The sequence below is a fragment of the Lacrimispora sp. YZC11 genome, assembly GCF_057543815.1.
Genome location: NZ_BAAJYQ010000002.1, coordinates 134,294 through 157,858, shown reverse-complemented (window position 1 = coordinate 157,858; position 23,565 = coordinate 134,294). Strand labels below are relative to the sequence as shown.

At 45.3% G+C, this 23,565-nt stretch carries 22 protein-coding genes; 7 read left to right on the top strand and 15 right to left on the bottom strand.

The window, feature by feature from the left end; translation table 11 throughout:
• Positions 1–6 precede the first annotated feature (6 nt).
• From AC27IJ_RS00650 to AC27IJ_RS00625, 6 genes are all read right to left on the bottom strand, one after another.
• A complete protein-coding gene (locus tag AC27IJ_RS00650; protein WP_312444924.1) occupies positions 7–1,386 on the bottom strand; it encodes an ATP-binding protein in 1,380 nt (459 codons plus the stop codon).
• A 243-nt stretch (positions 1,387–1,629) separates the two neighbouring features.
• Positions 1,630–2,766 carry a prephenate dehydratase gene (gene pheA, locus AC27IJ_RS00645; RefSeq protein WP_312444926.1) on the bottom strand — a complete coding sequence of 379 codons (1,137 nt, stop codon included), beginning with the start codon at positions 2,764–2,766 and terminating at the stop codon, positions 1,630–1,632.
• Positions 2,767–2,803: 37 nt separating this feature from the next.
• On the bottom strand, positions 2,804–3,565 hold the full coding sequence (locus AC27IJ_RS00640) for a lysophospholipid acyltransferase family protein (protein ID WP_312444928.1): 762 nt from the start codon (positions 3,563–3,565) through the stop codon (positions 2,804–2,806).
• Between the two features lie 54 nt (positions 3,566–3,619).
• Positions 3,620–4,090: a putative ABC transporter permease gene (locus AC27IJ_RS00635; RefSeq protein WP_312444929.1), complete on the bottom strand. Its 471-nt coding sequence runs from the start codon at positions 4,088–4,090 to the stop codon at positions 3,620–3,622.
• A 44-nt stretch (positions 4,091–4,134) separates the two neighbouring features.
• A complete protein-coding gene (cls, locus tag AC27IJ_RS00630; RefSeq protein WP_312502780.1) occupies positions 4,135–5,646 on the bottom strand; it encodes a cardiolipin synthase in 1,512 nt (503 codons plus the stop codon).
• 123 nt (positions 5,647–5,769) lie between these two features.
• Positions 5,770–5,949: a DUF4250 domain-containing protein gene (locus AC27IJ_RS00625; RefSeq protein ID WP_312444933.1), complete on the bottom strand. Its 180-nt coding sequence runs from the start codon at positions 5,947–5,949 to the stop codon at positions 5,770–5,772.
• 236 nt (positions 5,950–6,185) lie between these two features.
• Here AC27IJ_RS00625 and AC27IJ_RS00620 point away from each other — a divergent pair, with 236 nt between their 5' ends.
• The 5 genes from AC27IJ_RS00620 (at position 6,186) to AC27IJ_RS00600 (ending at position 10,547) form a co-directional block, all read left to right on the top strand.
• Complete coding sequence (locus AC27IJ_RS00620) at positions 6,186–7,250, top strand: ABC transporter substrate-binding protein (RefSeq protein ID WP_312444934.1); 1,065 nt, start codon at positions 6,186–6,188, stop codon at positions 7,248–7,250.
• Positions 7,251–7,253: 3 nt separating this feature from the next.
• On the top strand, positions 7,254–8,030 hold the full coding sequence (locus AC27IJ_RS00615) for an ABC transporter permease (protein ID WP_487147251.1): 777 nt from the start codon (positions 7,254–7,256) through the stop codon (positions 8,028–8,030).
• A complete protein-coding gene (locus AC27IJ_RS00610) occupies positions 8,023–8,604 on the top strand; it encodes an ATP-binding cassette domain-containing protein (RefSeq protein WP_312444937.1) in 582 nt (193 codons plus the stop codon). The genes AC27IJ_RS00615 and AC27IJ_RS00610 overlap by 8 nt, the downstream gene beginning before the upstream one ends.
• Before the next feature lie 13 nt (positions 8,605–8,617).
• On the top strand, positions 8,618–9,466 hold the full coding sequence (gene modD, locus AC27IJ_RS00605) for a ModD protein (RefSeq protein WP_313256986.1): 849 nt from the start codon (positions 8,618–8,620) through the stop codon (positions 9,464–9,466).
• Positions 9,467–9,542: 76 nt separating this feature from the next.
• Positions 9,543–10,547 (top strand): asparaginase, encoded by a 1,005-nt coding sequence (locus tag AC27IJ_RS00600; RefSeq protein ID WP_312444940.1) that lies wholly within the window; start codon positions 9,543–9,545, stop codon positions 10,545–10,547.
• 79 nt (positions 10,548–10,626) lie between these two features.
• Here the strand turns inward: AC27IJ_RS00600 and clpB are convergent, their stop codons facing one another.
• On the bottom strand, positions 10,627–13,215 hold the full coding sequence (gene clpB / locus AC27IJ_RS00595) for an ATP-dependent chaperone ClpB (protein ID WP_312444941.1): 2,589 nt from the start codon (positions 13,213–13,215) through the stop codon (positions 10,627–10,629).
• Positions 13,216–13,437: 222 nt separating this feature from the next.
• Between clpB and AC27IJ_RS00590 the strand changes: the two genes are divergently transcribed.
• Positions 13,438–13,974, top strand: coding sequence for a glucan-binding protein (locus tag AC27IJ_RS00590; protein ID WP_312444942.1), 537 nt, complete (start codon positions 13,438–13,440; stop codon positions 13,972–13,974).
• Positions 13,975–14,017: 43 nt separating this feature from the next.
• On the opposite strand, the gene AC27IJ_RS00585 is transcribed toward AC27IJ_RS00590, so the two are convergent.
• The 3 genes from AC27IJ_RS00585 to AC27IJ_RS00575 form a co-directional block, all read right to left on the bottom strand.
• On the bottom strand, positions 14,018–15,340 hold the full coding sequence (locus tag AC27IJ_RS00585; protein ID WP_313153842.1) for an MATE family efflux transporter: 1,323 nt from the start codon (positions 15,338–15,340) through the stop codon (positions 14,018–14,020).
• A 14-nt stretch (positions 15,341–15,354) separates the two neighbouring features.
• Complete coding sequence (locus AC27IJ_RS00580) at positions 15,355–16,335, bottom strand: Gfo/Idh/MocA family protein (protein WP_312444944.1); 981 nt, start codon at positions 16,333–16,335, stop codon at positions 15,355–15,357.
• A 71-nt stretch (positions 16,336–16,406) separates the two neighbouring features.
• On the bottom strand, positions 16,407–17,330 hold the full coding sequence (locus AC27IJ_RS00575; RefSeq protein WP_312444945.1) for a LysR family transcriptional regulator: 924 nt from the start codon (positions 17,328–17,330) through the stop codon (positions 16,407–16,409).
• A gap of 171 nt (positions 17,331–17,501) precedes the next feature.
• Here AC27IJ_RS00575 and AC27IJ_RS00570 point away from each other — a divergent pair, with 171 nt between their 5' ends.
• Positions 17,502–18,776 carry an L-cysteine desulfidase family protein gene (locus AC27IJ_RS00570; protein ID WP_312502773.1) on the top strand — a complete coding sequence of 425 codons (1,275 nt, stop codon included), beginning with the start codon at positions 17,502–17,504 and terminating at the stop codon, positions 18,774–18,776.
• Positions 18,777–18,841: 65 nt separating this feature from the next.
• Here AC27IJ_RS00570 and AC27IJ_RS00565 read toward each other — a convergent pair whose 3' ends face one another.
• From AC27IJ_RS00565 to AC27IJ_RS00545, 5 genes are all read right to left on the bottom strand, one after another.
• Positions 18,842–19,678 (bottom strand): chitosanase, encoded by an 837-nt coding sequence (locus AC27IJ_RS00565; protein WP_487147250.1) that lies wholly within the window; start codon positions 19,676–19,678, stop codon positions 18,842–18,844.
• A 62-nt stretch (positions 19,679–19,740) separates the two neighbouring features.
• Complete coding sequence (locus tag AC27IJ_RS00560) at positions 19,741–21,060, bottom strand: 6-phospho-beta-glucosidase (RefSeq protein ID WP_312444951.1); 1,320 nt, start codon at positions 21,058–21,060, stop codon at positions 19,741–19,743.
• A gap of 17 nt (positions 21,061–21,077) precedes the next feature.
• Positions 21,078–22,352: a PTS sugar transporter subunit IIC gene (locus AC27IJ_RS00555; RefSeq protein ID WP_312502768.1), complete on the bottom strand. Its 1,275-nt coding sequence runs from the start codon at positions 22,350–22,352 to the stop codon at positions 21,078–21,080.
• A gap of 30 nt (positions 22,353–22,382) precedes the next feature.
• Positions 22,383–22,685 carry a PTS sugar transporter subunit IIB gene (locus AC27IJ_RS00550; protein ID WP_312444954.1) on the bottom strand — a complete coding sequence of 101 codons (303 nt, stop codon included), beginning with the start codon at positions 22,683–22,685 and terminating at the stop codon, positions 22,383–22,385.
• Positions 22,686–22,709: 24 nt separating this feature from the next.
• On the bottom strand, positions 22,710–23,012 hold the full coding sequence (locus AC27IJ_RS00545) for a PTS sugar transporter subunit IIA (RefSeq protein ID WP_312444956.1): 303 nt from the start codon (positions 23,010–23,012) through the stop codon (positions 22,710–22,712).
• Between the last annotated feature and the right edge of the window lie 553 nt (positions 23,013–23,565).

Below are 23,565 nucleotides of genomic sequence, written 5' to 3'. Positions count from 1 at the left end.
TGCCCATTACCCAGGCAGCTTTTTATTTATTCCACTCTGTCTTTTCATCTTTCCTGACTTGCTTTCCGGGCATAAAGGTATGCCCGCAGTGCGTTCATCGGTTGTTCCTAAAATGTGTGTGATAAACTGGCTTGCCGTTCTGCCGGATAAGCCCCCGTGATTTAATTCCCATATATTCGCTTTTGCATACAGTTCTTCCAGAGGCATGTTTATGTCGCTGCGGGCGGCCAGCTCCTTTACGATCTCCTGGAATTCTCTTCTGTCCGGCGAACCGAAGTAGATGGTCACACCGAAGCGGGCCACCAGGGAAAGCTTTTCCTGGACGGTGTCATTATTATGTAAGTCATCATCCAGCTCTCTTTTATCACTGAATTTTTCCCGTATAAGATGCCTGCGGTTGGAAGTGGCATAGATTAACACATTGCCCGGCTTCTTGCCCAGACCTCCTTCAATGATTGCCTTTAAATACTTATACTCCAATTCAGAATCCTCAAAGGAAAGGTCATCCATGTAAATAATAAACTTGTAATTCCGGTCCTTTACCTGCTCCTGGACCTTTGAAAGCGATTTGAACTGATGCTTGTAGACCTCAATGATACGAAGCCCCCTGTCATAATATTCATTGAGGATTGCCTTGATGCTGGAGGATTTTCCAGTTCCGCTGTCTCCGAACAGCAGGACGTTGTTGGCAGCACGTCCATTTAAAAATGCCTCCGTATTTTCGATCAGCTTCTGCTTTTGCAGCCGGTAGCCGATGATGTCGTCCAAACGGACGTGTTCCATGCTGGTAATGGGCAGAATCTGAGGCTCTCCCACCCCATCTTCTATGCGGAAGGCTTTATTAAGGCCGAACTTCCCTACTCCGAATCTGCGGTAAAACTCCGTTACCTCAGAAGCAAAAACCGTTTCATCCCCAGCCTGTTCCAGAGCAACAGCCAGGGCAACGATCTGATCCCTGATCCTCTTATTGTAGATCTTGCTGCTGACCTCTGCCGTCCTGTAATCGGAAAGGGCGGTCCATATCCCTTTCCCCTCCCCGGGGGTTAAACGGTCCAGCTTTCGGATGTCATAATCGAACAATTCCATAATGACCCGGAAGTCGTGGGCAGCCAGTTCATTTAAGGTCCCTTCCATGGGACCTACGATCTCACAGGAGGTGCTGTAGGCGTTTTCATTATTTGCCAGGCAGAATGCTAAAAAACAATGCCAGAGATTCCCCTCAAAGCCATAGGAAGCCGCCAGCTCTATGAGCTGACCGGCGCAGGCATAGGAATCCGGCATTGTTTCTGTTTTCGACCGCTGTTCCAGGCTCAAAAGCCCGGCGGTTTTGTCAAAAAGTTCACGATGATTTAAATTGCGGTATAATATCAATTCCTGGGATTTCATAATTTGCCTCCTGAATGAATCAGGCGGATATGATTGTGTATCCGGCTGATTCATAAACTCAAGGTTAAAAGACGTTCTTCTTTCAACCATCCTCTTTTTTGTAAAACAATAAGAAACACGCTATGCGGGTTTCTTATTGTTATCGCGGCAGCCGCCGATTGAACATTCAAGCATGTTCGGTCGGTCCGCATCCCGCTTATATCCATGCCTGGCCCGATCACCAGGACGAACCTTTGCAAGCCTTTAATAATTTCCTAAAATCCTCATGTTGCTCCCCTCTTCGGCGATTCCCTTTAGGGCATTCTGAATGGAGGCATCACTTAAATTCCCTTCGATATCTATGAAAAACCGGTATTCCCAGTTTCTTCCAAGTATGGGCCTTGACTCGATCATCATCATGTTGACCCCATTATAGATAAAATTACTCAGCATATTATATAGAGAACCGCTCTTATGGGGCAGTTCAAAGCTTATGCTTATCTTTCCCGCAGCTTCCCGGTATACCGGCTCCCTTGACAGGATGATGAACCGGGTCGAGTTGTTTTTATTATGGTTGACGGAAGACTTTAAAACCTTCAGCCCATAAATCTTCCCTGCGATCTCACTGGCTACCGCCGCCTGGGTCGGATCTCCATCCTCAAGGACTTTTTTGGCGGCCACAGCAGTATTCTCCAGGCTGATCTGCTTCCAGCCCCTGTTGGAATTCAAAAATTCGGAGCACTGCATAAGAGCCTGGGGATGGGAAAATACCGTTTGGATTTCCTCCTCCTTTGACTCCGAAAGCCCAAGCAGCGCATGGTCTACGGAAAGGAAGGTTTCCGCAACAATGTAATTGTGGTACTTTATGAGCAGGTCATAATTATGGGTAACAGCCCCTGCCGAGGAATTCTCAATCGGCAGCACCGCATAATCCGCCGTTCCTGCCTCCACCTCTTTCATGGCATCCTCCCAGGAGTCCACATGGCGGGCATCCGCATCGGCTCCAAAATATTTTAAGGCCGCCTCGTGGCTGTAGGCGCCTTCCACTCCCTGATACACCACCCGTACCTGCTTTACAGGGAGTTCGTTTACCGGGCGGAAATCATTTTCCGCTTTCAATCCGTGCTCCGCCATAAGCTTGTACTGTAAATGGCGGCTAATGGTCATCATCTGGGTGAACAGCTCCCGTACCGCATGTTTATGGAATTCATCCTCCACCATACCGGTCACGGCCTCGATCTTTTGCTGTTCCCTTTCCCTGTCATAGACCTGCTTGCCTGATTCAATCTTATATTCCGCCACCTGGCTGCTAAGCTCCATCCGCTTTTCAAATAACGCTACAATCTCACGGTCAATTCCGTCAAGCTGCTTTCTGATCTCCTGTAAGTCCAATGTCTTCATGGGTATTATCATTCCTTTGTCTTATCTGTCTGTGTGCTTAAGCTCTGTCTGTAAGCTTTCCCTGGCTTTTAAGCTCTGCTTTCAGCATAGCCTTTACCTGATTCTCTACATAGGCGCCGGGGAATTTCCGGAACTCCGGCTCCAGCTCCTTTGGATAAAAGGGGTTACCAAATACAATAGTCACCTGGGAGGGAAGCATGCGGGGAAATTGCCGTTCAAACACCTCCGCAGTTCCGGTAATTGCCACCGGTACTACCGGGCAGCCGCTTTTTTCCGCAATTTTAAGACTTCCTTCCTTAAAAGGAATCAGATCCAGGGGATTTTCCTCCCGGTTTCTGGTACCTTCCGGGAAAATCCAGACGGAAACGCCCTTTTTTACCTGATCGATTCCTGTGAGAATGGTTTTTAAGCCTTCCTTTAAATTCTTCCTGTCAAGAAACAGGCAATTGACTAATTTCATCCAGGTGGAAAGGAGGGGGATCTTCTCCATTTCTTTTTTAGCCACAAATCCCATGAGACCGGGAACCGTCACATATCCTACAAGAATATCAAAATAGCTTCTGTGATTTCCCACATACAAAACGGCCTGGTCTGTCGGAATATTCTCCTTTCCCTTAACCGTAATGCTCACGCCGGCCATTTGAAGAATGATCCGGAAAATCCACTGGACCACCGCCAGACTCTGCACATCCCGCTGGCGGCGGTCCTTTTTACCAATCATACACTCAAAAGCCATGACCGGAATGCTTAAAATCAAAAATAAAATGACTGTTGCTGCTACAAGAATAAAACGTATCATTGGTCTAGCCCTCCATTTCATCTATTATATAAAATGGCGACTTTAATTACAATACTACCTGCCTTTCTTTTTTGTAATTTGTTCGAACAACAGTCCTGTGGCAAACCACAGCGGTGCAAAGTCCAGACGGATCAGCCCGTCTATATTGGTGTTTCGTCCCGTATAATCCCACGGGCACATCCCTCTGCCCCGCAAAAGTGAGCCTGCTAAATATTCCGCCACAAAAATGAGAACCATGTAAAGAAATCCATGGCGGATGGCCAGCTCCGCTTTTTTTGCCGTAAACCCTGAACCGGGAGTCACCCACCGGTCAATAAGATCTCCAATGGGGCCTAAAAGAGCTCCGCATCCATAGATGGGAAACATTAAAAGAGAGGTCTGCCCCATAAGCCGCCAATCATGGCGCAAAATGGATTCCGTGGAGGTAAATATAACCTCCAGGCACCAGCCTGTCACCCCGCATTTGCAGAAATCAAGTGGCAGCTGTTTTAAGTTTATTTGTGATAGTGTCTTCATACCCTCCATTATGCGCCGGTTATGGACTTATTATGTTCTTCTGTAAAAGAATTCTATAAAAGAGGGGACAGCAGCCTGCTGCCCTGTTCCTTGATCCGGATGATAATACTTCTCTCCTCATAAACCTCTCTTGTGATCTCTTTGCACACCTTTAGGTCTTCTAAGAACAGAGCCTCCAGCCTGCGGGTGGTCTCCTCGTCGTAGATTACGGCATTCACTTCAAAATTAAGCTCAAAGCTTCGAATATCCATATTTGCAGTGCCATAAGAGCTTACTTTTCCGTCGGTCATGACCCCCTTGGAATGGAGAAATCCGTTTTCATAAGTATAGCATCTGGCTCCGGCAGATATTAAATCTCCCACATAGGAATAGGAAGCCCAGTAAACAAAGGGGTGATCCGGCTTACAGGGGATCATAAGCCTTACATCCACACCGGAACGTGCAGCTACCTGCAAAGTGGAAAGCACAGCATCATCAGGTACAAAATAGGGCGTCTGGATGTAGATGTGATTCCTGGCCTTTGAAAACAGGCGGATATAATTGTCCCGGATCTGACGGCTCCTCGCATCCGGGCCGCTTGCAATGATCTGGATTCCAAGTTGTTTATCCTCACTATTTATGTCAACCACTCCGAGTAATTCCAGGCACCTTCCGTCTTCGTCTTCACAAAAATATTTCATGTTTCTAAACAGGTTTTCTCCTGTTGCATAATTCCAGTCCAGGGCAAAGCGGATCTGGAGGCTTAACACGGAGCCTCCCTGCAGCTTTAAATGGGTGTCTCTCCAATAACCGAACCTGGCATCCTTGGAAATGTATTCCCGGCCGATGTTAAAGCCCCCCACATATCCGACCCTGTTGTCAATGACCACGATCTTTCTGTGGTTTCTGTAATTTACCCGAAGCTGGAGCCTGCCAAGTATGGGAGGGAAAAAGATTCCCACCTTTACCCCGTTTTCCTTGAGCCGGTTCCATTTGTTCTTTGGCATGAAACGCCCTCCCATGCCGTCGCAGAGAATGCGTACTTCAACCCCTGCTCTGGCCCGCTCGATGAGGATGGGGATCATGGAATCAAACACTTCATCATCCTTAATGATGTAATACTGCATATGAATGAAATGGGCCGCATTGGAAAGCTCCATTCTTAAATCTTTAAATTTTTCCTCACCATCAGCAAATATCTCAACCGTGTTGTCAACAGTCAGCACTGATCCGGAAGTCTCTAAATTGTATACCACCAGATCCTCATAGTCACGGGACAAAGAGGATACCAGGCTGATGTCATGATTTTTTAGAAATTCCTCCTGGTTTTTTGCGGAATAACGCACACGGTCTTCCACTTCCTTAATCCGGAACAGCTTGCCCTTGCGCATATCCTGGCCCAAAAGCAGATAAACAAGAATGCCGAATACGGGAACAAAATACAGGGCCAGGAGCCAGGTCCAGACCGCTTTGGGATCGCGGCGCTGGAAAAATACGATGATAATTGAAAGAATCAGGTTGATATAGATCAGATGATCGATCAGCCAGTTCCAGATTTCAACCGTCTGTAAAAAAACCGTCTCCATAATAAATCCCTCCTGTCTAAGCGGTCATTATCCGCTTTATTCCTGCAAGCAATGAAACAGGTATAAGTAGCTTTTGCAGGGTATCTGATTGCAGAAAGGGCCACCGCTGCTGCGATGACCCCTTTATACAAACTGATTTCTCTCTCTGTTGTAATGATAATCAATCACGGCCAGAGAAAGGGTCAGGTCCTCTTCCCGGATCCCAAGACTATGGCAGCATTCCTCCAGAGAAGGATAATAATCTCTTAACTGAGTATTGACATAGCTTAGCAGCATAACCGGATCTTTAGGTATATTAAACATTTTTTCTTCCTCCTATTCTGTTACCATATTTATTCTATCATAATTTTTCCCAGTTGTGAATCTTTCAGAACGGGGGCAGAGAAAAATTCATGGAAAAATCCCTGGGCAAGCTTCATGTCTAAAGCCCTGTCTTACCCGTTTACACTCCAAAATTCTTGACAAGCCTTCGAAGCAAACGATATAATACCTTCATCGGATATTATTATAAAATTATATCGGGAAGGAAAAAGATTATTATGTTAAAAAAGTTAACGTCACTCGCAACCGCATTTCTTCTGCTGTTCAGCCTTACTGCCTGCAGCGGAAATACTCCGGTCCAGACCTCCGCAGCCTTAAGCGGAGCTGAAACGCAGGCCTCTAAGCCTGTGGAAAGCACTCTGGAAACTACATCTGAACGTGCTGCCAAAGAACGGCCTGAGACAAACATGATTCTGGTAAGCGGGTTTCTAAGTATTGGCGCCGTCAACTTACTGGAAGCCAATGAAGCCGGAACCTCTCTTAACCAGTATCACTGGACACTTGCCACTGCTCCTGACGAGGCCAGCGCCAAGCTGTTGTCAGGGGAAGCTGATATTGCCGCAGTGCCTACCAATATGGCCGCTACCCTTTACAACAAGTCAGAGGGAAAGGTAGTGATCGTAGCTGTCAACACGCTGGGAGTCACAAAGCTGATGAGCACCGATGACTCCATTAAATCTCTTGATGATTTAAAAGGCAAAACAGTATATGGAAGCGGACAGGGTTCCATTCCGGAATATACCTTTGATTATGTGCTGCGCCAGAACGGATTGGAACCAGGTGTGGATGTGACCGTTGAATACAAACCAGGGCATGAAGAGGTATCTGCCCAGATGTCAGCAGGCAATATTGAAATCGCCACCATCCCCATGCCTTCCGCAGCGCAGGTAGCCGCCAACAATCAGAATGCCCATGTGATACTGGATTTGACTGATGAATGGAACAAGCTTGATACCAAGGCCCTTATTTCCCAGGGATGTATTGTGGTCCGGCGTGACCTTATTGAAAAACGGCCTGAGGTTTTAAAAAACTTTCTGACAGATTATGAGTCTTCCTGTAAGGCTGTTCATTCTGATCTGGAAAAGACATCTGAATTATGCGAAACGTTTGGAGTATTGAAAAAGCCTATAGCCATGAAGGCCATACCGGAATCTCATCAGGTATATATTGTTGGACAGGAAATGAAGGATGGCCTGGAGCCTTTCTTTGAAGTCTTATTTAAAGCCAATCCAAAATCTGTAGGCGGAGCTCTTCCTTCGGAAGACTTCTACTACCTTCCGTAGCCTATGAAAGGTCCGTTTCGGCTAATTGCCGTTTTGTTATTCTGGCTGGGGGTGTGGCAGCTTCTCTACAAAGCAGTCGGACAATCCGTGCTTGTAGCCGCACCGGCTGACGTCATATCCAACCTATTGGATATGATGAAGACCAGAGACTTTTATATTACTGTACTTCATACGCTGCGCAACATAATTGCAGGTTTCTCCAGTGCGATGCTTATTGGCATCGCACTGGCTGTATTTACCTATGCCATACCTGTGGTACGGATTCTCATTCCTCCTTTCATCTCAGTGATGAAGGCCACGCCGGTGGCTTCCTTCATTATTTTAGCCCTGGTATTTATGAAATCGAAAAACCTGCCCATTCTGGTATCCTTTTTAATGGTCATGCCTCTTGTATGGGGAAACATGACGGAAGCACTCCACGCAGTAGACAGAAATTTACTTGAAATGTCCCGGATGTTTCAAGTCCCATTTTTATCCCAGCTGCGCCGCATTTATCTTCCTGGCTCCATTCCCTATTTCCTGGCCGCGTTTCAAACCGGATTTGGCTATGCCTGGAAATCAGCGATAACAGCTGAGGTCATGTCCTCCCCAATGCTGACCATTGGCCGCAACATGGCTGATGCCAAGGTTTACCTTGATACATTGAACCTATTTAGCTGGACTCTGGTGGTGATCCTGCTCAGCATTGTCACCGAAAAACTGGCTGCTGGTGGAATCCACCTGTGGCTGAACCGGCACTTTCCGCCGTTACATGTAAAAGGAACAAACTCCTATGATTGAATGCCGAAAAATATCCAAAGCTTTTGGAAATACAATAGTATTTAAAGATTTTGATTATATTGTGGGAGAAACCGGACTACATACGGTGACGGGCCCATCCGGCCGGGGAAAAACCACCCTTGCCCGCCTGATCATGGGATTGGAAAAACCCGACTCAGGAGAAATCCTGTATAAAGAGGGTATCTGCATCTCCCCGGTCTTTCCTGAAAACCGCCTGATTCCCACTATGACATGCCTTGAAAACGTAGAATATGCGGCAAAGGACAGGGCTAAAAGCCAGGAAATGCTGGATCTTTTAAAACTGGACGGATGGGAAGGTGCCTATCCCGGCCAATTATCCAGCGGCATGAAACGCCGGGTGGCTCTGGCCCGGGCATTGGCCTACGGAGGGAATATACTGATTTTGGACGAACCCTTTGCAGGCCTGGATGAAGCATTAAAAAGCCATGTCCTTGAGCTTTTGCTTCATTATGCAAAAACCATGCCGGTCCTGCTGTTTTCACACGAAATTTCCCTTGTTAAACCTGTATCCCTTCAGTTTTTGGATTTACAGATGCTTCCAAAACCCAATTGAAAAGGAGAATCCTATGTTTTTTACCTGTGCGGAAATTGATCATTTTATCGAAGAAGATATGCCATATATGGACTTGACCAGCCACCTTCTGGGCCTTACAGAATGGCCGGGCAATATTTCCTATTTCACCCGGGAAAGCGGGGTGGCGTGCGGTACGGAGGTGGTGGAACAAATGTTCCGCCGTCTGGACATCCGGACAGAGGAAATCATTGCGTCAGGGGAACGGATTGAAGCCGGACGTGTGCTGATATCAGGCTCAGGCTCTGCCAGACAGCTTCATACCGTTTGGAAGGCCGCCCAAAATGTACTGGATCACTGCAGCGGAATTGCTACGAAAACGCGGAACATGGTGGATGCGGTTCAACGCGTAAATAAAAACATGATGGTCCTGACCACCCGCAAGAACTTTCCAGGTGCTAAAAAGCTGAGCATTTACGCCATACTTTCAGGCGGTGCCATGCCTCACCGACTGGGTCTGTCTGAAACAGTGCTCATCTTTGAACAGCACGTTTCCATGATCGGCGGGTATGCAGAACTGAAAAAAATGCTTCCAGCCATGAAAAAACAATGTCCTGAGAAAAAAATTCTCATTGAAACCAATGAACCGGAATTAGCGGAAGAATTCCTTTCCCTTGGAGCTGACGGGATTCAATTTGATAAAATGAATGCAAAGGACATAAACCATACAGCCACATCCATCAGACGGCTTTATCCCCAATCCATATTGCTGGCAGCCGGAGGGATTCATCCTGGAAATGCGACTGAATACGCAAATACCGGAGTTGACGGCCTTGTCACCACAAGCCTGTATACCGCTTCACCCCTGGATATTGGAGTCAAAATCAGCATAAAGGATTGCTAAGCAAAAGTCCCCCTGTACGAATGAGGAAATCAGTGCTACAATCAGATATTGAAATCCTTTAGGAGGTATCCTGTATATGAAAAAAATACTTATGCTTGGAACAGGGGGCACCATAGCCTGTAAGCGGAGCGACAGTGGTTTAAAGCCTCTCCTCACCACTGACGAAATTCTTTCCTATGTTCCGGAAGCGTCAGAATTCTGTCAGGCAGACAGCCTGCAGATACTCAATATAGACAGTACCAATATGCAGCCAGGCCATTGGCTTACCATGGCAAAAGCTATTGAAACCCATTATAAGGATTATGATGGCTTTGTCATCTGCCACGGCACGGATACCATGGCTTATACGGCTTCTGCTCTTTCTTACCTGGTCCAGAATTCGGAAAAACCAATTGTCATCACCGGCGCGCAAAGGCCCATTGACATGGAGAATACCGATGCCCGTACCAATTTATCTGACAGCCTCCGGTTTGCCAGCGAACCTAAGGCTCATGGCGTTACCATAGTATTTGACGGCAAGGTCATTGCAGGCACAAGAGGGAAAAAAGAGCGCACCAAGAGCTATAATGCGTTCTCCAGCATCAATTTTCCTTATATTGCTGCGATTCAGGATGGGCATGTTCTGTTTTACGTAGATGACAAGGCTTCCTGCCCCAGGCAGGTACAGTTTTTCCAAAAACTGAATCCTAATGTGGCATTAATGAAGCTGATCCCTTCCATGGGGTCGGATGTTCTGGATTTTATGGCAGAGCATTATGATGCGGTGATCATAGAATCCTTTGGAGTGGGCGGCCTTCCCTCCTATGATACAGGTGATTTTTATAAGGCCGTAAAAAAATGGATCTCCCTTGGAAAAACCGTGGTCATGGCCACCCAGGTGACCAATGAAGGCAGCGATATGTCCGTGTACGAAGTAGGACATTCCATCAAAAAGGAGCTGGGCCTTATAGAGGCCTACGACATGACTCTGGAAGCCACAGTGACAAAGCTCATGTGGATTCTGGGACAGAGCAGCAACGAAAAAGAGATCCAGGAATTGTTTTACCGGACTATTAACAGAGACATTCTTTGGCAGGTATAAAAATACGGCGCTGCAAAACAGATGAGCGATCATCCCTTTTGCAGCGCCTTCTTAAAACATGCGTATTATCTCTTATCTTTTATTCCAGATAGGCAATCAGCCTCTGGCCGTCTTCCGATACATCGATCACAATTACATTTCCTGCCCGGACCTCATCCCCAAGGATGATCCTGGCTGCTAAGGTTTCCACATGCTTTTGCAGATAACGTTTCAACGGACGGGCTCCGTAAACCGGATCATAGCCCTGTTCCACCACAAACTCTTTTGCCTGTTCAGTCAGTTCAAGCTTTAATTCCCGGTCACCAATCCGTTTATTTAAGTCCGCAAGGAGCAGGTCTATGATTCCTGCAATATTTTCCTTTTCAAGAGGCTTGAACAGGATTATTTCATCCAGACGGTTTAAGAATTCCGGTCGGAAATGGTTCCTTAAATCATTCATCACCATTGCTTCGGCGTCTTCCCTGATCCTACCTGCCTCATCAATGCCCGTCAGCAGATACTGGGAGCCGATATTGGAGGTCATAATGATGATGGTGTTTTTAAAATCAACGGTTTTTCCGGAAGAATCTGTGATCCGTCCATCGTCAAGGACCTGAAGCAGTACGTTAAATACGTCGGGATGGGCTTTTTCCACCTCATCAAAGAGCACCACGGAATAGGGCTTTCTACGGACTGCCTCTGTCAGCTGGCCGCCCTCATCATAGCCCACATATCCTGGAGGCGCACCGATCAGCCTGGATACGGAATGCTTTTCCATGTATTCGCTCATATCAATCCTGACAATGTTATTTTCATCGTCAAACAGGCTTTCTGCCAAAGCCTTGGCAAGCTCGGTCTTTCCCACGCCAGTCGGTCCTAAAAACAGGAAGGAGCCAATGGGCTTTGTGGGGTCCTTGATCCCTGCCTTGGAGCGGATGATTGCCTCCGTAACCTTTAATACCGCCTCTTCCTGGCCGATGACCCTCTTATGAAGCTCCTTATCAAGGTGAAGGGTTTTATTCCTTTCCCCTTCTGTCAGCCTGGCAACCGGTATTCCAGTCCACTTGGATACGATTCTGGAAATCTCATCTTCTGTTACGCTCTCATGAACCAGGCTCATATCCTGATTCCTTACCCGCTCTTCCTCTTCCGCCAGTTCCTTTTGAAGCTGGGGAAGTTTTCCGTATTGCAGCTCTGCCGCACGGTTTAAATCATATTTTTGCTGTGCTGCCTGGATCTCCCGGTTCATATTTTCAATTTCTTCCCGCAGGGAGGATAACCGTTCAACGGATGCCTTTTCATTTTCCCACTGGGCCTTCTGGGATGCAAACTCGTCATGAAACTCCGCCAATTCCTTCTGAAGCTCTGCAAGGCGGTCCTGGCTTAAACGGTCGGTTTCCTTTTTTAAGGCAGCCTCTTCGATCTCCATCTGCATAATACGCCTGGAAAGCTCATCAAGCTCAGCCGGCATGGAGTCCAGTTCTGTCTTTATCATGGCACAGGCTTCATCCACTAAGTCAATGGCCTTATCCGGCAAAAAGCGCTCGCTGATATAACGGTCAGACAAATACGCAGCCGATACCAGGGCAGAGTCCGTGATCTTTACCCCATGGTAGACCTCATACCGTTCTTTCAGTCCCCTTAATATGGAAATGGTATCCTCCACCGTAGGTTCGTCGACCATAACCGGCTGGAACCGCCGTTCCAAAGCCTGGTCCTTTTCAATGTACTGGCGGTATTCATCAAGTGTGGTGGCGCCGATGCAGTGAAGCTCGCCTCTTGCAAGCATGGGCTTTAACATATTGCCTGCATCCATGGAACCTTCCGTCTTACCTGCGCCTACAATGGTATGAAGCTCGTCAATAAACAGAATGATCTGGCCGTCGCTTTTCTTCACTTCATCAAGAACCGCTTTTAAACGTTCCTCAAATTCTCCCCGGTACTTGGCACCTGCCAGCAATGCTCCCATTTCTAGGGCGAACAGTCTTTTATCCTTTAATCCCTCCGGCACATCGCCCCGGACAATCCTTTGGGCCAGACCTTCCACTACGGCTGTCTTACCGACTCCAGGCTCACCGATCAAAACCGGGTTGTTCTTCGTCTTTCTGGAAAGTATCCGCACCACATTCCGGATCTCGCTGTCCCTTCCGATCACCGGGTCCAGTTTCTGGTCCCTGGCACGCTCCACCATATCATAACCGTATTTGGTAAGGGTATCATAGGTGGCCTCCGGGTTGTCATTTACAACGCGCTGGTTTCCTCTCACCGTGGAAAGGGCCTGTAAAAAGCTTTCCTTGGTTATGCCATAGCTCCGGAACAGTTCCTTTACCGCCTTGGATGGCTGCTTTAACATGGCTAAAAACAGATGCTCTACGGAAACGTACTCATCTCCCATGGACTTCGCCTCATCCTCGGCGCTTATTAATACCTTATTTAATTCATTGCTGATATAAAGCTGCCCTCCCCTGACCTTGGGAAGTTTTTCAATTGCCTGAGCCGTTTCATTTAAGAACTGCTCTTTTTGTATATTCATCTTGGTAATGAGTTTCATAATCAGGCTGTCTTCAATGGTAAGAAGACTGTACAGCATGTGCTCTTGTTCTATTTGCTGATTCCCATATTCATATGCAAGTTTTTCGCAATTTTGGACCGCTTCCACAGATTTTTGCGTAAATTTATTGATGTTCATAATAGCTTCCTCCTTCTTCTCCGAATATGTAAAGTATTGCTTTATTTGTTCTATATGTAATATAACAAATAGTGTTTCGTGTGTCAAGATAATTTTCTCCGGATTCCAACAGAATTCAAACAAAAATCTTACAGTTTTCTTCTCTGCATTGTGTTTTTTAAGCCCTTCACCTATAATCAAAGCAGTGATCCATATCCCATTCATTCAGGAGGTGACGTTTTTATGAAAAATCTTTCCCGCTGCGGGTTGATGCGCCATGGAGCAGCAGCTGCTGCTGTTACCCTGTTTCTTTTTGCAGCCGCCGTCCCCTTTGACAGCTTTGCCCACACAAAGGATGAATCCATTTATCTGGCCGGTACCTGGGTAAAGGATGAGGTTGGCTGGCGTTTCTTTAATCAATGGAATTCTACATTTCCCGCCGGAAAATGGGCGGAATACCAAGGCCATTCCTATTACTTCACAGATAATGGGTACATGGCAACGGGATGGCGTTTTATTAACGGCTGCTGGTATAATTTTAATCCCTATCAGGGAAAAGAGGAAGGCTCCATGGTAACCGGCTGGGTTTATGACCCTGATGTTAGCGGCTGGTTTTACACAAACCAGATAGGAATCATGGTAACCGGCTGGCATAAAATCGATGGCTTTTGGTACTATTTTAACCCGAATTCCGATGGCCTACTCGGACTTATGGCCGTAAGCCGCGTCGTTGACGGCTCTTATGTGGATGCAAACGGTCGTATGAATGAAGTCAGGTAAACCATCGTTCGGCTCATTGACAGCAAAAAAAGAGCAGTGCTGCTTAAGAAACAGACACTGCTCTTTTTTCTATTCCCCGGAATCTCCAGCTAAATAAAACAGCACGGAAAATCCAGTCGATAAACATTCCATACCACACGCCCATTACGCCTGTGTTCATCACACGGACGAAGAAATAAGCAAATGCGATCCTAAAAAGCCACATGGAGAATATGGACACCACCATGGTAAATTTGGCATCCATAGAGGCTCTCAGGGCATAAGGAACGGTAAAAGCCAGAGGCCATACGATCATCGCATAGCTGTGGACCACCACCATCCGGGCGGATATTTCTGCCGCCTCTCCCGAAAGATTATAGACAGAGGCAAGCTGTCCTGAAAATACGACCATAACCGTACACAGTAAAAGAAGGATTCCGTAATTAGCCCCAACCAGAAGTCTGGTATACCGCTTTGCCTCTTTTTTCTCTCCTGCTCCCACGCATTGTCCCACAATGGTGATCAGGCCTAAGCCTATGGCGTTGCCAGGCAGATACAGCAGGGTCACCAGGTTGGATGCCACTGCATAGCTGGCGATGGCCGCCGTTCCCAGGGAAGAAACCAGACTTTGCAGAGCAAGCTTTCCGAACTGGAACATGCCGTTTTCCAGGCCGTTTGGAATGCCGATGGACAGTATCTTCTTAATCATCGGAAGGTTTGGCTTAAGCTCCTCCAGACGGTTGATTCTCAAAACATTGCCGGGACTTTGGATCATAAAGAGCATCAGCACCGCGGCGGCAATCCGGCTGAACAGGGTGGGCCAGGCCAGACCGGTCACCCCCATATGAAGGCCGTATACACATACCGCATTTCCCACAACATTAACGGTATTTATCACCAGGGAAACTGCCATGGAAGCTTTGGAGTTTCCCATGGAGCGGAATAGGGCCGCACAGGAATTATAAACTGCAACAAAGGGATAAGACAGGGCCGTAATCCAGAAATAAACCACGGCGGCGTTCATAACCGCCTCATCCACATTTCCGAATATAACCTTTAGCAGACTTCCTCTGCCTGCCAGTGCAACAAGGGTAACAAGCACGGAAAGTACGGTCGTGACTCCAATGAGCTGTCCCGCTGCCCTGCAGGCATTCTCTGACTGCTTTTTCCCAAGATACTGGGAGGATATAACCGCTCCACCGGTAGCCAATGCCGACAGCATCTGAATAATCAGAATGTTGATGGATTCCACCAGGGCAACTCCGGAAACAGATGCCTCTCCCACTGCCGCCGCCATCACGACATTCACCATTCCTACCAGAACGATCAATATCTGCTCCACGATCAGAGGGCCCAGCAGTTTTATCAAATCTTTTCTAGTAAACATTTATCTTCCTCTTATTATGCCTCAAACGGATAACGGATTCCCCACTGTCTTCTTAATTCATCCATGACCTTCATAATATCCAGGATCGTCTTATGGGGCATCTGGGGACACTCTGTCCAACCATTTCTGACGGCTTCCCTGCTGGCTTCAATCTGGTACTCATATCCGGATATCTGCTCCGGTCTGATGTGAGTTTCAATCAGCTGCCTCTTTGCATCATAAACCTTGATGGTCTCAAAATTATTGACATTCTCAACTACAAGGTATCCCTTGGTTCCGTATATAATTCCCAGGCGGTCAGAGAGCACCCGAAGAGAACTGTTTAAGATTGCCATCTTTCCTCCCGGATAGCATAAGGTAATGCTGTTCTGGGCATCCACTCCGCTGTCTGTTTTAATCACGCTGGACTGGATATCTGTAATCTCATCGCCAAAAACAATGGAAGCGAAATTAAGAGTGTACACTCCTACATCAAGAAGGGCTCCTCCTGCAAGCTCAGGCTTAATAAGGCGTGGCGTATCCGAAATCAGGTAACAGAGATTTGCCGTAAGGGTCATAGGCTCTCCGATAACGCCTGAGTTTAAAACCTCTTTCAGGGTTTTTGCCATGGGCATGTAACGCACCCACATAGCTTCCGTTATCATAAGATTCTTTTCCTCCGCTAAATCGGTCATCTCTTTGGCCTGGGCGTAGTTTGCTGCAAAGGCTTTTTCACAAAGAACATGCTTTCCATTTTCCAGGCACAGCTTCGCATTGCTGTAATGCTCGGAATGAGGTGTGGCAATATAGATCAACTGAATATCCGGGTCTTTTACAAGTTCCTCATAAGAGCCATAAGCCCTTTCTATGGAAAAACGCGCCGCAAATTCTTCCGCTTTTTCTAAACTTCTGGAGGCTGCTCCCATCAGAACTACCTGCGGCATCTGAAGCATTGTATTTGCCAGTACCGATGCGATCCCACCCGTTCCCATGATTCCGATTTTTAACGCTTCCATGTCTTAATCCTCCGTGCATTTATTTCATTTATTTTCCTGTTCAGTATAGCACATCAAAACAGTCTGTACAATTAATCTTTTGGAATGTCTGGAGGGGCTGTCTCTTTGCACTCCTGCTCCCTCCTTTGAACCAGCTCAATAAATGCTTTCATCTCTCTGCTGATCCATTTATCCTTGTGATAGACCATCTGCCTCCAGGTCTGCAAGTGAAAATCCTTCATGTTAAGGGGCATTAAGGTTCCTTCCTCAATATCCCTGCAAATAGTGAACTCCGGAAGAAAGGAAATCCCTGCATTGCTGCGAAGAAGTTTGATGATGAATTCCGTATTGCCGATTTCCAGAAAGGGATGAACCTTTTTTCCATAAGCCGCCAGGTATTGTTCCAGCATGAGCCGGTAACTGGCATCCTTTTCCGTAAGAATCATTGGCTGTGAAATGACCTGATCAATGGTAAGACCTGTTTCGATTCCAAAAGGGTGGTTTTTTGATGCTGCAAAAATTATGTTTTCAGGCTTTTCCATCACCTTTACCCATTTTGAATCATACATGCGCTTATCAAGGAAATACACCAGATCAATGGTATTATGGTTCATCATGGTAAGAAGCTCATCGGGAGAATCCACCACAATGCTTACGTTGACCTGGGGATAAAGGCGGTGGAACTCCTGTATGAGAGATGGAAACAAGGTGGAGCAGATGGATTCTATGGTCCCGATCACCAGCCTTCCCGTAAGCTCCGAAGTTACGGATAAAATGTTTTTTACATGGGTCAGGGTCTTTACAACCTCAGCCGCATATTCATAAAAGGTTTCACCCTCATGGGTCAGGGTCGTCTTCTTCCCGATCCGGTCAAACAAATGGACATTTAATTCTTTTTCCAGCTGCTTGATCTGTACAGTGACAGCGGCCTGGGAATAACCCAGTTTTTCAGCCGCCTTACAAAAGCTTTTTCTGTTAGCTACCTCTAAAAATGTCCTTATTTCCCGAAGCTCCATCTTTAAAACTCCTCTCTTCAATCAATTTAAAAATATTAAACGTTATCTTAAAAACATTAAATTTTACATCTATATTTATCTATGGTACATTATAACTAAAGAGAAATCAATGTTTATTGACAGACTGTTTACGAAAAATCAATTACACTTTCAGAAAGGAATTGATGTTATATGGATAAGGCAAGTAATAAATACCGCGCCTATGTGCAGATATTGAAGGAAGAGCTGCTTCCGGCCATGGGCTGTACCGAACCGATCGCTCTGGCTTATGCCGCCGCAGTAGCCAGAAAAGCACTGGGACAAATGCCTGATAAAGTGGTGGTGGCCGCCAGCGGAAGCATTATTAAGAACGTGAAATCCGTGATCGTTCCCAATACAGGCCATTTAAAGGGCATTCCTGCGGCAGTGGCGGCAGGCATTGTGGCAGGCAATCCGGAAAGAGAACTGGAGGTCATTGCAGAGGTCTTGCCGGAGCAGATAATACAGATGAGAGAATTTATGAAGGAAAGGGAAATCACGGTAGTACACTTAGACCAGGGGATTAATTTTGATATCCTTGTTACCCTGTATAAAGGAACTTCCTTCAGCAGAGTGCGCATTGCGGGTTACCACACCAACATCGTTCTCATTGAAAAGGATGGAACCATACTGATGCAGAAGGATGCGGCTCTTGAAGATGATCCGCTGACTGACCGGAATTTACTCAACATGGAGGATATCTGGGACTTTATCAATTCTGTGGACATCTCTGACATCCAGGAGGTCCTGGAACGCCAGATCCGTTACAACTGGGCCATTGCCGAAGAGGGGCTTAAGGAAAGCTATGGAGCCAATATCGGCAAGGTACTTCTTAAAAATTCCGGAGATGACTTATCCGTCAGAGCAAAGGCCATGGCAGCTGCAGGTTCTGATGCCCGAATGAACGGCTGCGGACTGCCGGTGGTTATCAATTCCGGAAGCGGAAATCAGGGGATCACGGTTTCCGTGCCTGTCATCGTATATGCAAAGGCCTTAAAGGTCAGCAAAGAGAAATTGTACCGGGCCTTAGCCTTATCCAATCTGGCCGCCATTCACCAGAAAACCCCCATCGGCAGATTATCCGCCTATTGCGGAGCAGTCAATGCAGGAGCCGGGGCCGGAGCTGGAATTGCTTATCTCTGCGGAGGGGGCTATGAGGAAGTCATCCATACCATAGTCAACGCACTCGCCATTGTTTCCGGTATCGTATGCGATGGTGCAAAATCCTCCTGCGCGGCAAAGATCGCCTCTTCCATAGAAGCCGGAATTCTAGGTTACAACATGTACATGCAGGGGCAGCAGTTCTTTGACGGCGACGGAATCGTCACCAAAGGCGTGGAGGCTACCCTTAGAAATGTTGGGAGACTGGGGAAAGAAGGAATGAGGGAAACCAACGAAGAAATTATCAGGATCATGATAGGGGAATAACATAGACAAGACAGCAATTCCAGGGGCATCCTGGAATTGCTGTCTTTTAACCTTCATCAGCTATATCATTTATCAATCTTAAAGGGATCTCCATACATTTCCCACTCAAGAGGCTTTTGTAAGGAATAATTCTCTTCCTTTAAGAATTTCCTTTGGGCAATTGTTCTGCTTAAGTCTTCATGAGCACTTTCAAGCTTCATTACCTTATCTCTTTCATCAAGGAAAGCCGTTAGATAATCCACTTCATTTCCTCCATCTGCCGGAGACTTCGCTTTATTTAATGCTGCTTCTCTTATGCCTGGAAAACTTTCTTCATATGGAACAGATCCATCACCAGGGCCATGCATTACGATTGCATCATAGTAAATGAACTGACCTAAAATGGATAATCCATCTTTTACCGCCTGGTCAACTGCCGGATTAAAATATATATCATCTCTGATTATGTTCTGCGCTTCCTGAAATTTCGCATCTTCGCTGGCGGCCTTCCAGTCACTTTCAAAAGCTTCCCCTAAGCCTTCATGAGAATCCGAACCATTCACTTTTTCAAGGGCTTCTACGTATTTAGCCAGCAGATTCTCTGACTTTGTTTCTGTATAGCCTTTTACTAATTGCAGCATATCTCCCGTTCCAGAACAAAACCCGATGATTCCGGCTGTATAACCTCTCCCATCTTGAATATCTTCAATATAGCTGTATTGAGCCTTCCAATCCAAAGATGAATTTTCTGCGCTGGAAACCAACTCCATAGCTATCTCTTTCTTTTCTGAGTCTTTCAAAGATATGCTGCTTTCGCTCTCTTTCTTTAATTGACCGCCGGTTTGGTTCGAAGTACATCCTGTCAAAAGCAATAACCCTATGAAAAATACAATAACCGTGATTTTGTTTACCTTTTTATTCAAGAAAAATTATCTCCTTTCATCAAACAAAGTTACTTATCCATACATTACCAATGACTGACGGCCTATTGAAAGAAATTAGGAAGATGTTTTTTATGTGCTTCCAGTAATTCCTCCATTACCTGTTTGGCTACGTCTCCGCTTGTAATGAGCGGATTCATCATAAAGGCTTGTAATAATGTACCTCTATCCCCTGTAACAGCAGCTTCAATGGTTAATTCCTCCATAGCTTTCATCAATTGCAGTAATCCTCTTTCCTGAGGTTTAAAGCTTCCGAAATTATAAGGAATCGGTCCTTTTCCTGTTAAAGTACAAGTAACTTCAACCGCACAATCGTCAGGCAGATCTTTTATAGTACCGTTATTACGGGTACTGACGGCCATGGTTGTTCTTTTATCATTATAGATTGAAGTGATCGTCTCACAAGCCGCATCACTGTATCTGGCTCCGCCGCGTTCTTCTAACTGTTTCGGTTTATAATTCAGATTAGGATCCTTATATAATTCATATAATTCAGCTTCAATTTTCTTGACTTTTTCTGCACGGGTTCCATTGTTTTTAAAGTCTTCTAATTCCTCGGCCAACATTTTATCAGTATAGTAATAATAATTATGATATGGGCATGGAACCATATGAAGATTTTCAACTTGCTCAAAAATCAAACGATTATCCTTAATATTTGCAACAATTGAATTTGTTTCTCCACTTCCATACATCTTTTTAATAAGTTCATCCGTTCTGTCGATTCCATTTTTATCAACCACAGTGTGCCAGTGCAGATGATTAATGCCTGCAAACTGGAAGAATAAGTCTGATGGCATTTCATCAAGTATTGCAGCTTCTTCATAAACCGCATTAATGGGAATATTGCATAAGCCAACAACCTTGTTCCAATTGCCATATCTTAAAACAGCTTCCGTAACCATACCGGACGGATTAGTAAAGTTGATTAACCAAGCATCAGGACACAGCTCTTTCATTTCTTCTACAATATCTAAAATTACCGGAATGGTTCGTAATGCCTTAAAGATGCCCCCGGCCCCATTGGTTTCCTGACCGATTAATCCGTGGCTTAATGGGATACGTTCATCCAAAATGCGTGCATCTAATAATCCGACCCGCAACTGCGTGGTAACGAAATTTGCATCCTTTAAAGCTTCCCGCCGGTCCAGCGTTAAATAAACCTTGCAGTCAATTCCTGCTGCTTCTACCATCCGCTTAGCCATTTCTCCCACAATCTCTAGCTTGTGCTTTCCTTCTTCGATATCCACCAGCCACAATTCACTGATTGGAAATTCATCATATCTTTTAATAAAGCCCTCGACTAATTCTGGTGTATAGCTGGATCCTCCGCCAATTGTTACAACTTTAATTTTTTTTGACATCGTAAATACCTCCATGATCAATTTTTTGCAGCTCCATCAACTTCAATTTCTGCTGTTTCAAATGTTTGATTTTCATTCTCCAACATTTGTTTTTCAGCAATTTTGAAAAATGGCATATAAATGACAATAGCAATTACAATTTCAAGTGCAGACCAGATAGCAGCTCTTATATCCCAGCCTGTTGCCATTAGAGGTCCGATAATTGGTGGCATTGTCCATGGAACCATCATGATCGGTTTACCAACTAATCCAATGGACATAAGGAAATAACTGCTTGCCGCTAATACTAACGGAATAAGGATAAAAGGAATCATCATCAATGGGTTCATAATAATTGGGAACCCGAAAATTACCGGTTCATTTATTTCAAAAATCGAGCCTGGCAAAGCCACTTTTCCCAATTCCTTATAAGTTTTTGATTTTGAAAAAATCATTAAAAGAACTAAGGTTAATGTAGCTCCTGTTCCGCCGACATTAACAAATAAGCTGGAAAAGCCGGAAGCAGTGATATAGGGAAGTGCTTCGCCTTTTGCATAAGCAGAAGCATTTGCTGCAACAAAAGCTAAAAATATCGGATCAGCAACACCTTCTAATGTCATATCTCCATGGATTCCTGCGCACCACAATAAGCTTACCAAAAATGTATAAAGCAAAATACCGGGTAAACTATTTAATGCATGAAGTAAAGGTGAAAAGATACTCTGAATAAATTCAGTAATATTAAAATGCAGTGGAACACGAACTGTCCAGAACAGCAATAAAATCAGCATTGCAGGAATCAAAGAAACAAAGGAATTGCTGACTGCCGGCGGTACACCGTCAGGCAATTTAAATACCCAATTCTTTTTAATACAGAAATGATAAATTTCGGTAGTAACAATACCCGCAATAATTGCTGTAAATAGTCCCGTAGAATCAAAGCCTGCAGGATCAATTACAAAGCCGTCTGACAGTTGGGTGGTAATAAAAGCCATTACCGACAACGCTGCACCTGAAATTGCATCAAGGTCATAACTTTTACTTAGCTCATAGCCAATTCCAACTGCTGCCAAAAGTGAAATAATACCAAATGAAACATTAACAGCAGCATTAATCATCTCTTCATAAGGTGCTAAAAAATTAGTCCAGCTTTCTATCGGAATATTTCCTATGATAAGAAAAATACTTCCGCTTATGATTGCCGGCAACGTTAAGGTTAAACCATTACGTACTGCCACTAAATGTCTTTGATTACCTAATTTTGAAAGTGGCGGTATTATTGTGTTTTGCAGCCAATTCATCAATTTATCCATCTTTATTTCCCCCTTAATTTGTGCTTACATTCAGTCCCCCAAAGCTTTTTTGACCTGGGCTATGACCTTGGCACCGTTCATGGTGCCGTATACCTGCATATCAATGCATTCAATGATTTTGCCCGGACAATCCTTTTCTACTTTTGCCTTGCTGAAACGAACCTGAGGCCCCAGCAGAATGATATCCGCATCCTTCCCTTTCTCCTTGGTGCTTGCAAGTGCATAGGCATTGATCTTGCAGTCATAGTTTTCTTTGTCTGCAGCCTCTTTCATCTTATGGACCAAGAGACTGGTAGACATTCCCGCCGCGCAAAACAAAACAATGTTTCTCATAAATAACTTCCTTTCTAAAATGAATTATTTTATTCTTAAAATATCAATCATTTCCTTGCACAGATCCATGACCGTCATGGCATTCATCAGATGATCCTGAGCATGAACCATTAAAAGTCCGACTTCTGCCTTTTTGCCGTTTAGCTCATTCTGGATCATTTCTGTCTGGACCTCATGTGCTTCCTGAATCGTCTTTTCTGCATCCTCCATCAACTGGTCTGCATGTTTAAAATCACCGTTTTTTGCCGAACGCAGTGCTTCAATCGCATTGCTTCTGGCGTTCCCTCCGCAGACTACAAGCTTCATAACAATCATTTCAATATCCATTCTCACACTGCCTCTCTCTTAACCTGTAATTATGAGTCTCATAAATGTAATAAGGTAACTCATAATTACCTCAAGCTGATCTTGTATTATCTGTAATATTTCTATCTTCTGTTAAACTCTCCCTCTGTTGGCAGCTGGTACAATCCGAAAAACGTGTACAGAACGAACGATAGCTCCTGCTGCTGCAAGCAGGACGTTCATAAATTTTACTTTCATCACTTCCCTATCTCCATCGAAAATAACGCCTCTCCCGCCTGTCTGCATAAGTGCCAGGATTCAGAAAAATACCGGGGAGCATTGTGCATGATTGATATTTTATCAGATATCTAATGCATTTATCTATTGCACATTCACATACTACCATACTTTGTTTTTGAACTCCATGATGCCTTTTTCCATTTTCATAATGGCACCTTTTTCCGGCGGAATATAGGCCGCTGCAAAATTGGATAAACTTGCCTTACATCTGCCGGCCAAAATGCGATTAATGACATAACAGAACATGGGCAGTACTTACTTCTGCATCGATGCTTATATATACTGCGGATCCGGA

Bases quoted from the DNA above. Each gene is read 5' to 3' on its own strand.
- AC27IJ_RS00590 (WP_312444942.1), top strand. From the start codon at position 13,438: ATGAAAAATCTTTCCCGCTGCGGGTTGATGCGCCATGGAGCAGCAGCT.
- AC27IJ_RS00640 (WP_312444928.1), bottom strand. From the start codon at position 3,565: ATGATACGTTTTATTCTTGTAGCAGCAACAGTCATTTTATTTTTGATT.
- AC27IJ_RS00610 (WP_312444937.1), top strand. From the start codon at position 8,023: ATGATTGAATGCCGAAAAATATCCAAAGCTTTTGGAAATACAATAGTA.
- AC27IJ_RS00650 (WP_312444924.1), bottom strand. From the start codon at position 1,386: ATGAAATCCCAGGAATTGATATTATACCGCAATTTAAATCATCGTGAA.
- AC27IJ_RS00625 (WP_312444933.1), bottom strand. From the start codon at position 5,949: ATGTTTAATATACCTAAAGATCCGGTTATGCTGCTAAGCTATGTCAAT.
- AC27IJ_RS00620 (WP_312444934.1), top strand. From the start codon at position 6,186: ATGTTAAAAAAGTTAACGTCACTCGCAACCGCATTTCTTCTGCTGTTC.
- modD (WP_313256986.1), top strand. From the start codon at position 8,618: ATGTTTTTTACCTGTGCGGAAATTGATCATTTTATCGAAGAAGATATG.
- pheA (WP_312444926.1), bottom strand. From the start codon at position 2,766: ATGAAGACATTGGACTTACAGGAGATCAGAAAGCAGCTTGACGGAATT.
- AC27IJ_RS00600 (WP_312444940.1), top strand. From the start codon at position 9,543: ATGAAAAAAATACTTATGCTTGGAACAGGGGGCACCATAGCCTGTAAG.
- AC27IJ_RS00575 (WP_312444945.1), bottom strand. From the start codon at position 17,330: ATGGAGCTTCGGGAAATAAGGACATTTTTAGAGGTAGCTAACAGAAAA.
- clpB (WP_312444941.1), bottom strand. From the start codon at position 13,215: ATGAACATCAATAAATTTACGCAAAAATCTGTGGAAGCGGTCCAAAAT.
- AC27IJ_RS00570 (WP_312502773.1), top strand. From the start codon at position 17,502: ATGGATAAGGCAAGTAATAAATACCGCGCCTATGTGCAGATATTGAAG.
- AC27IJ_RS00550 (WP_312444954.1), bottom strand. From the start codon at position 22,685: ATGAGAAACATTGTTTTGTTTTGCGCGGCGGGAATGTCTACCAGTCTC.
- AC27IJ_RS00585 (WP_313153842.1), bottom strand. From the start codon at position 15,340: ATGTTTACTAGAAAAGATTTGATAAAACTGCTGGGCCCTCTGATCGTG.
- AC27IJ_RS00615 (WP_487147251.1), top strand. From the start codon at position 7,254: ATGAAAGGTCCGTTTCGGCTAATTGCCGTTTTGTTATTCTGGCTGGGG.
- AC27IJ_RS00580 (WP_312444944.1), bottom strand. From the start codon at position 16,335: ATGGAAGCGTTAAAAATCGGAATCATGGGAACGGGTGGGATCGCATCG.
- AC27IJ_RS00560 (WP_312444951.1), bottom strand. From the start codon at position 21,060: ATGTCAAAAAAAATTAAAGTTGTAACAATTGGCGGAGGATCCAGCTAT.
- AC27IJ_RS00545 (WP_312444956.1), bottom strand. From the start codon at position 23,012: ATGGATATTGAAATGATTGTTATGAAGCTTGTAGTCTGCGGAGGGAAC.
- cls (WP_312502780.1), bottom strand. From the start codon at position 5,646: ATGGAGACGGTTTTTTTACAGACGGTTGAAATCTGGAACTGGCTGATC.
- AC27IJ_RS00555 (WP_312502768.1), bottom strand. From the start codon at position 22,352: ATGGATAAATTGATGAATTGGCTGCAAAACACAATAATACCGCCACTT.
- AC27IJ_RS00635 (WP_312444929.1), bottom strand. From the start codon at position 4,090: ATGGAGGGTATGAAGACACTATCACAAATAAACTTAAAACAGCTGCCA.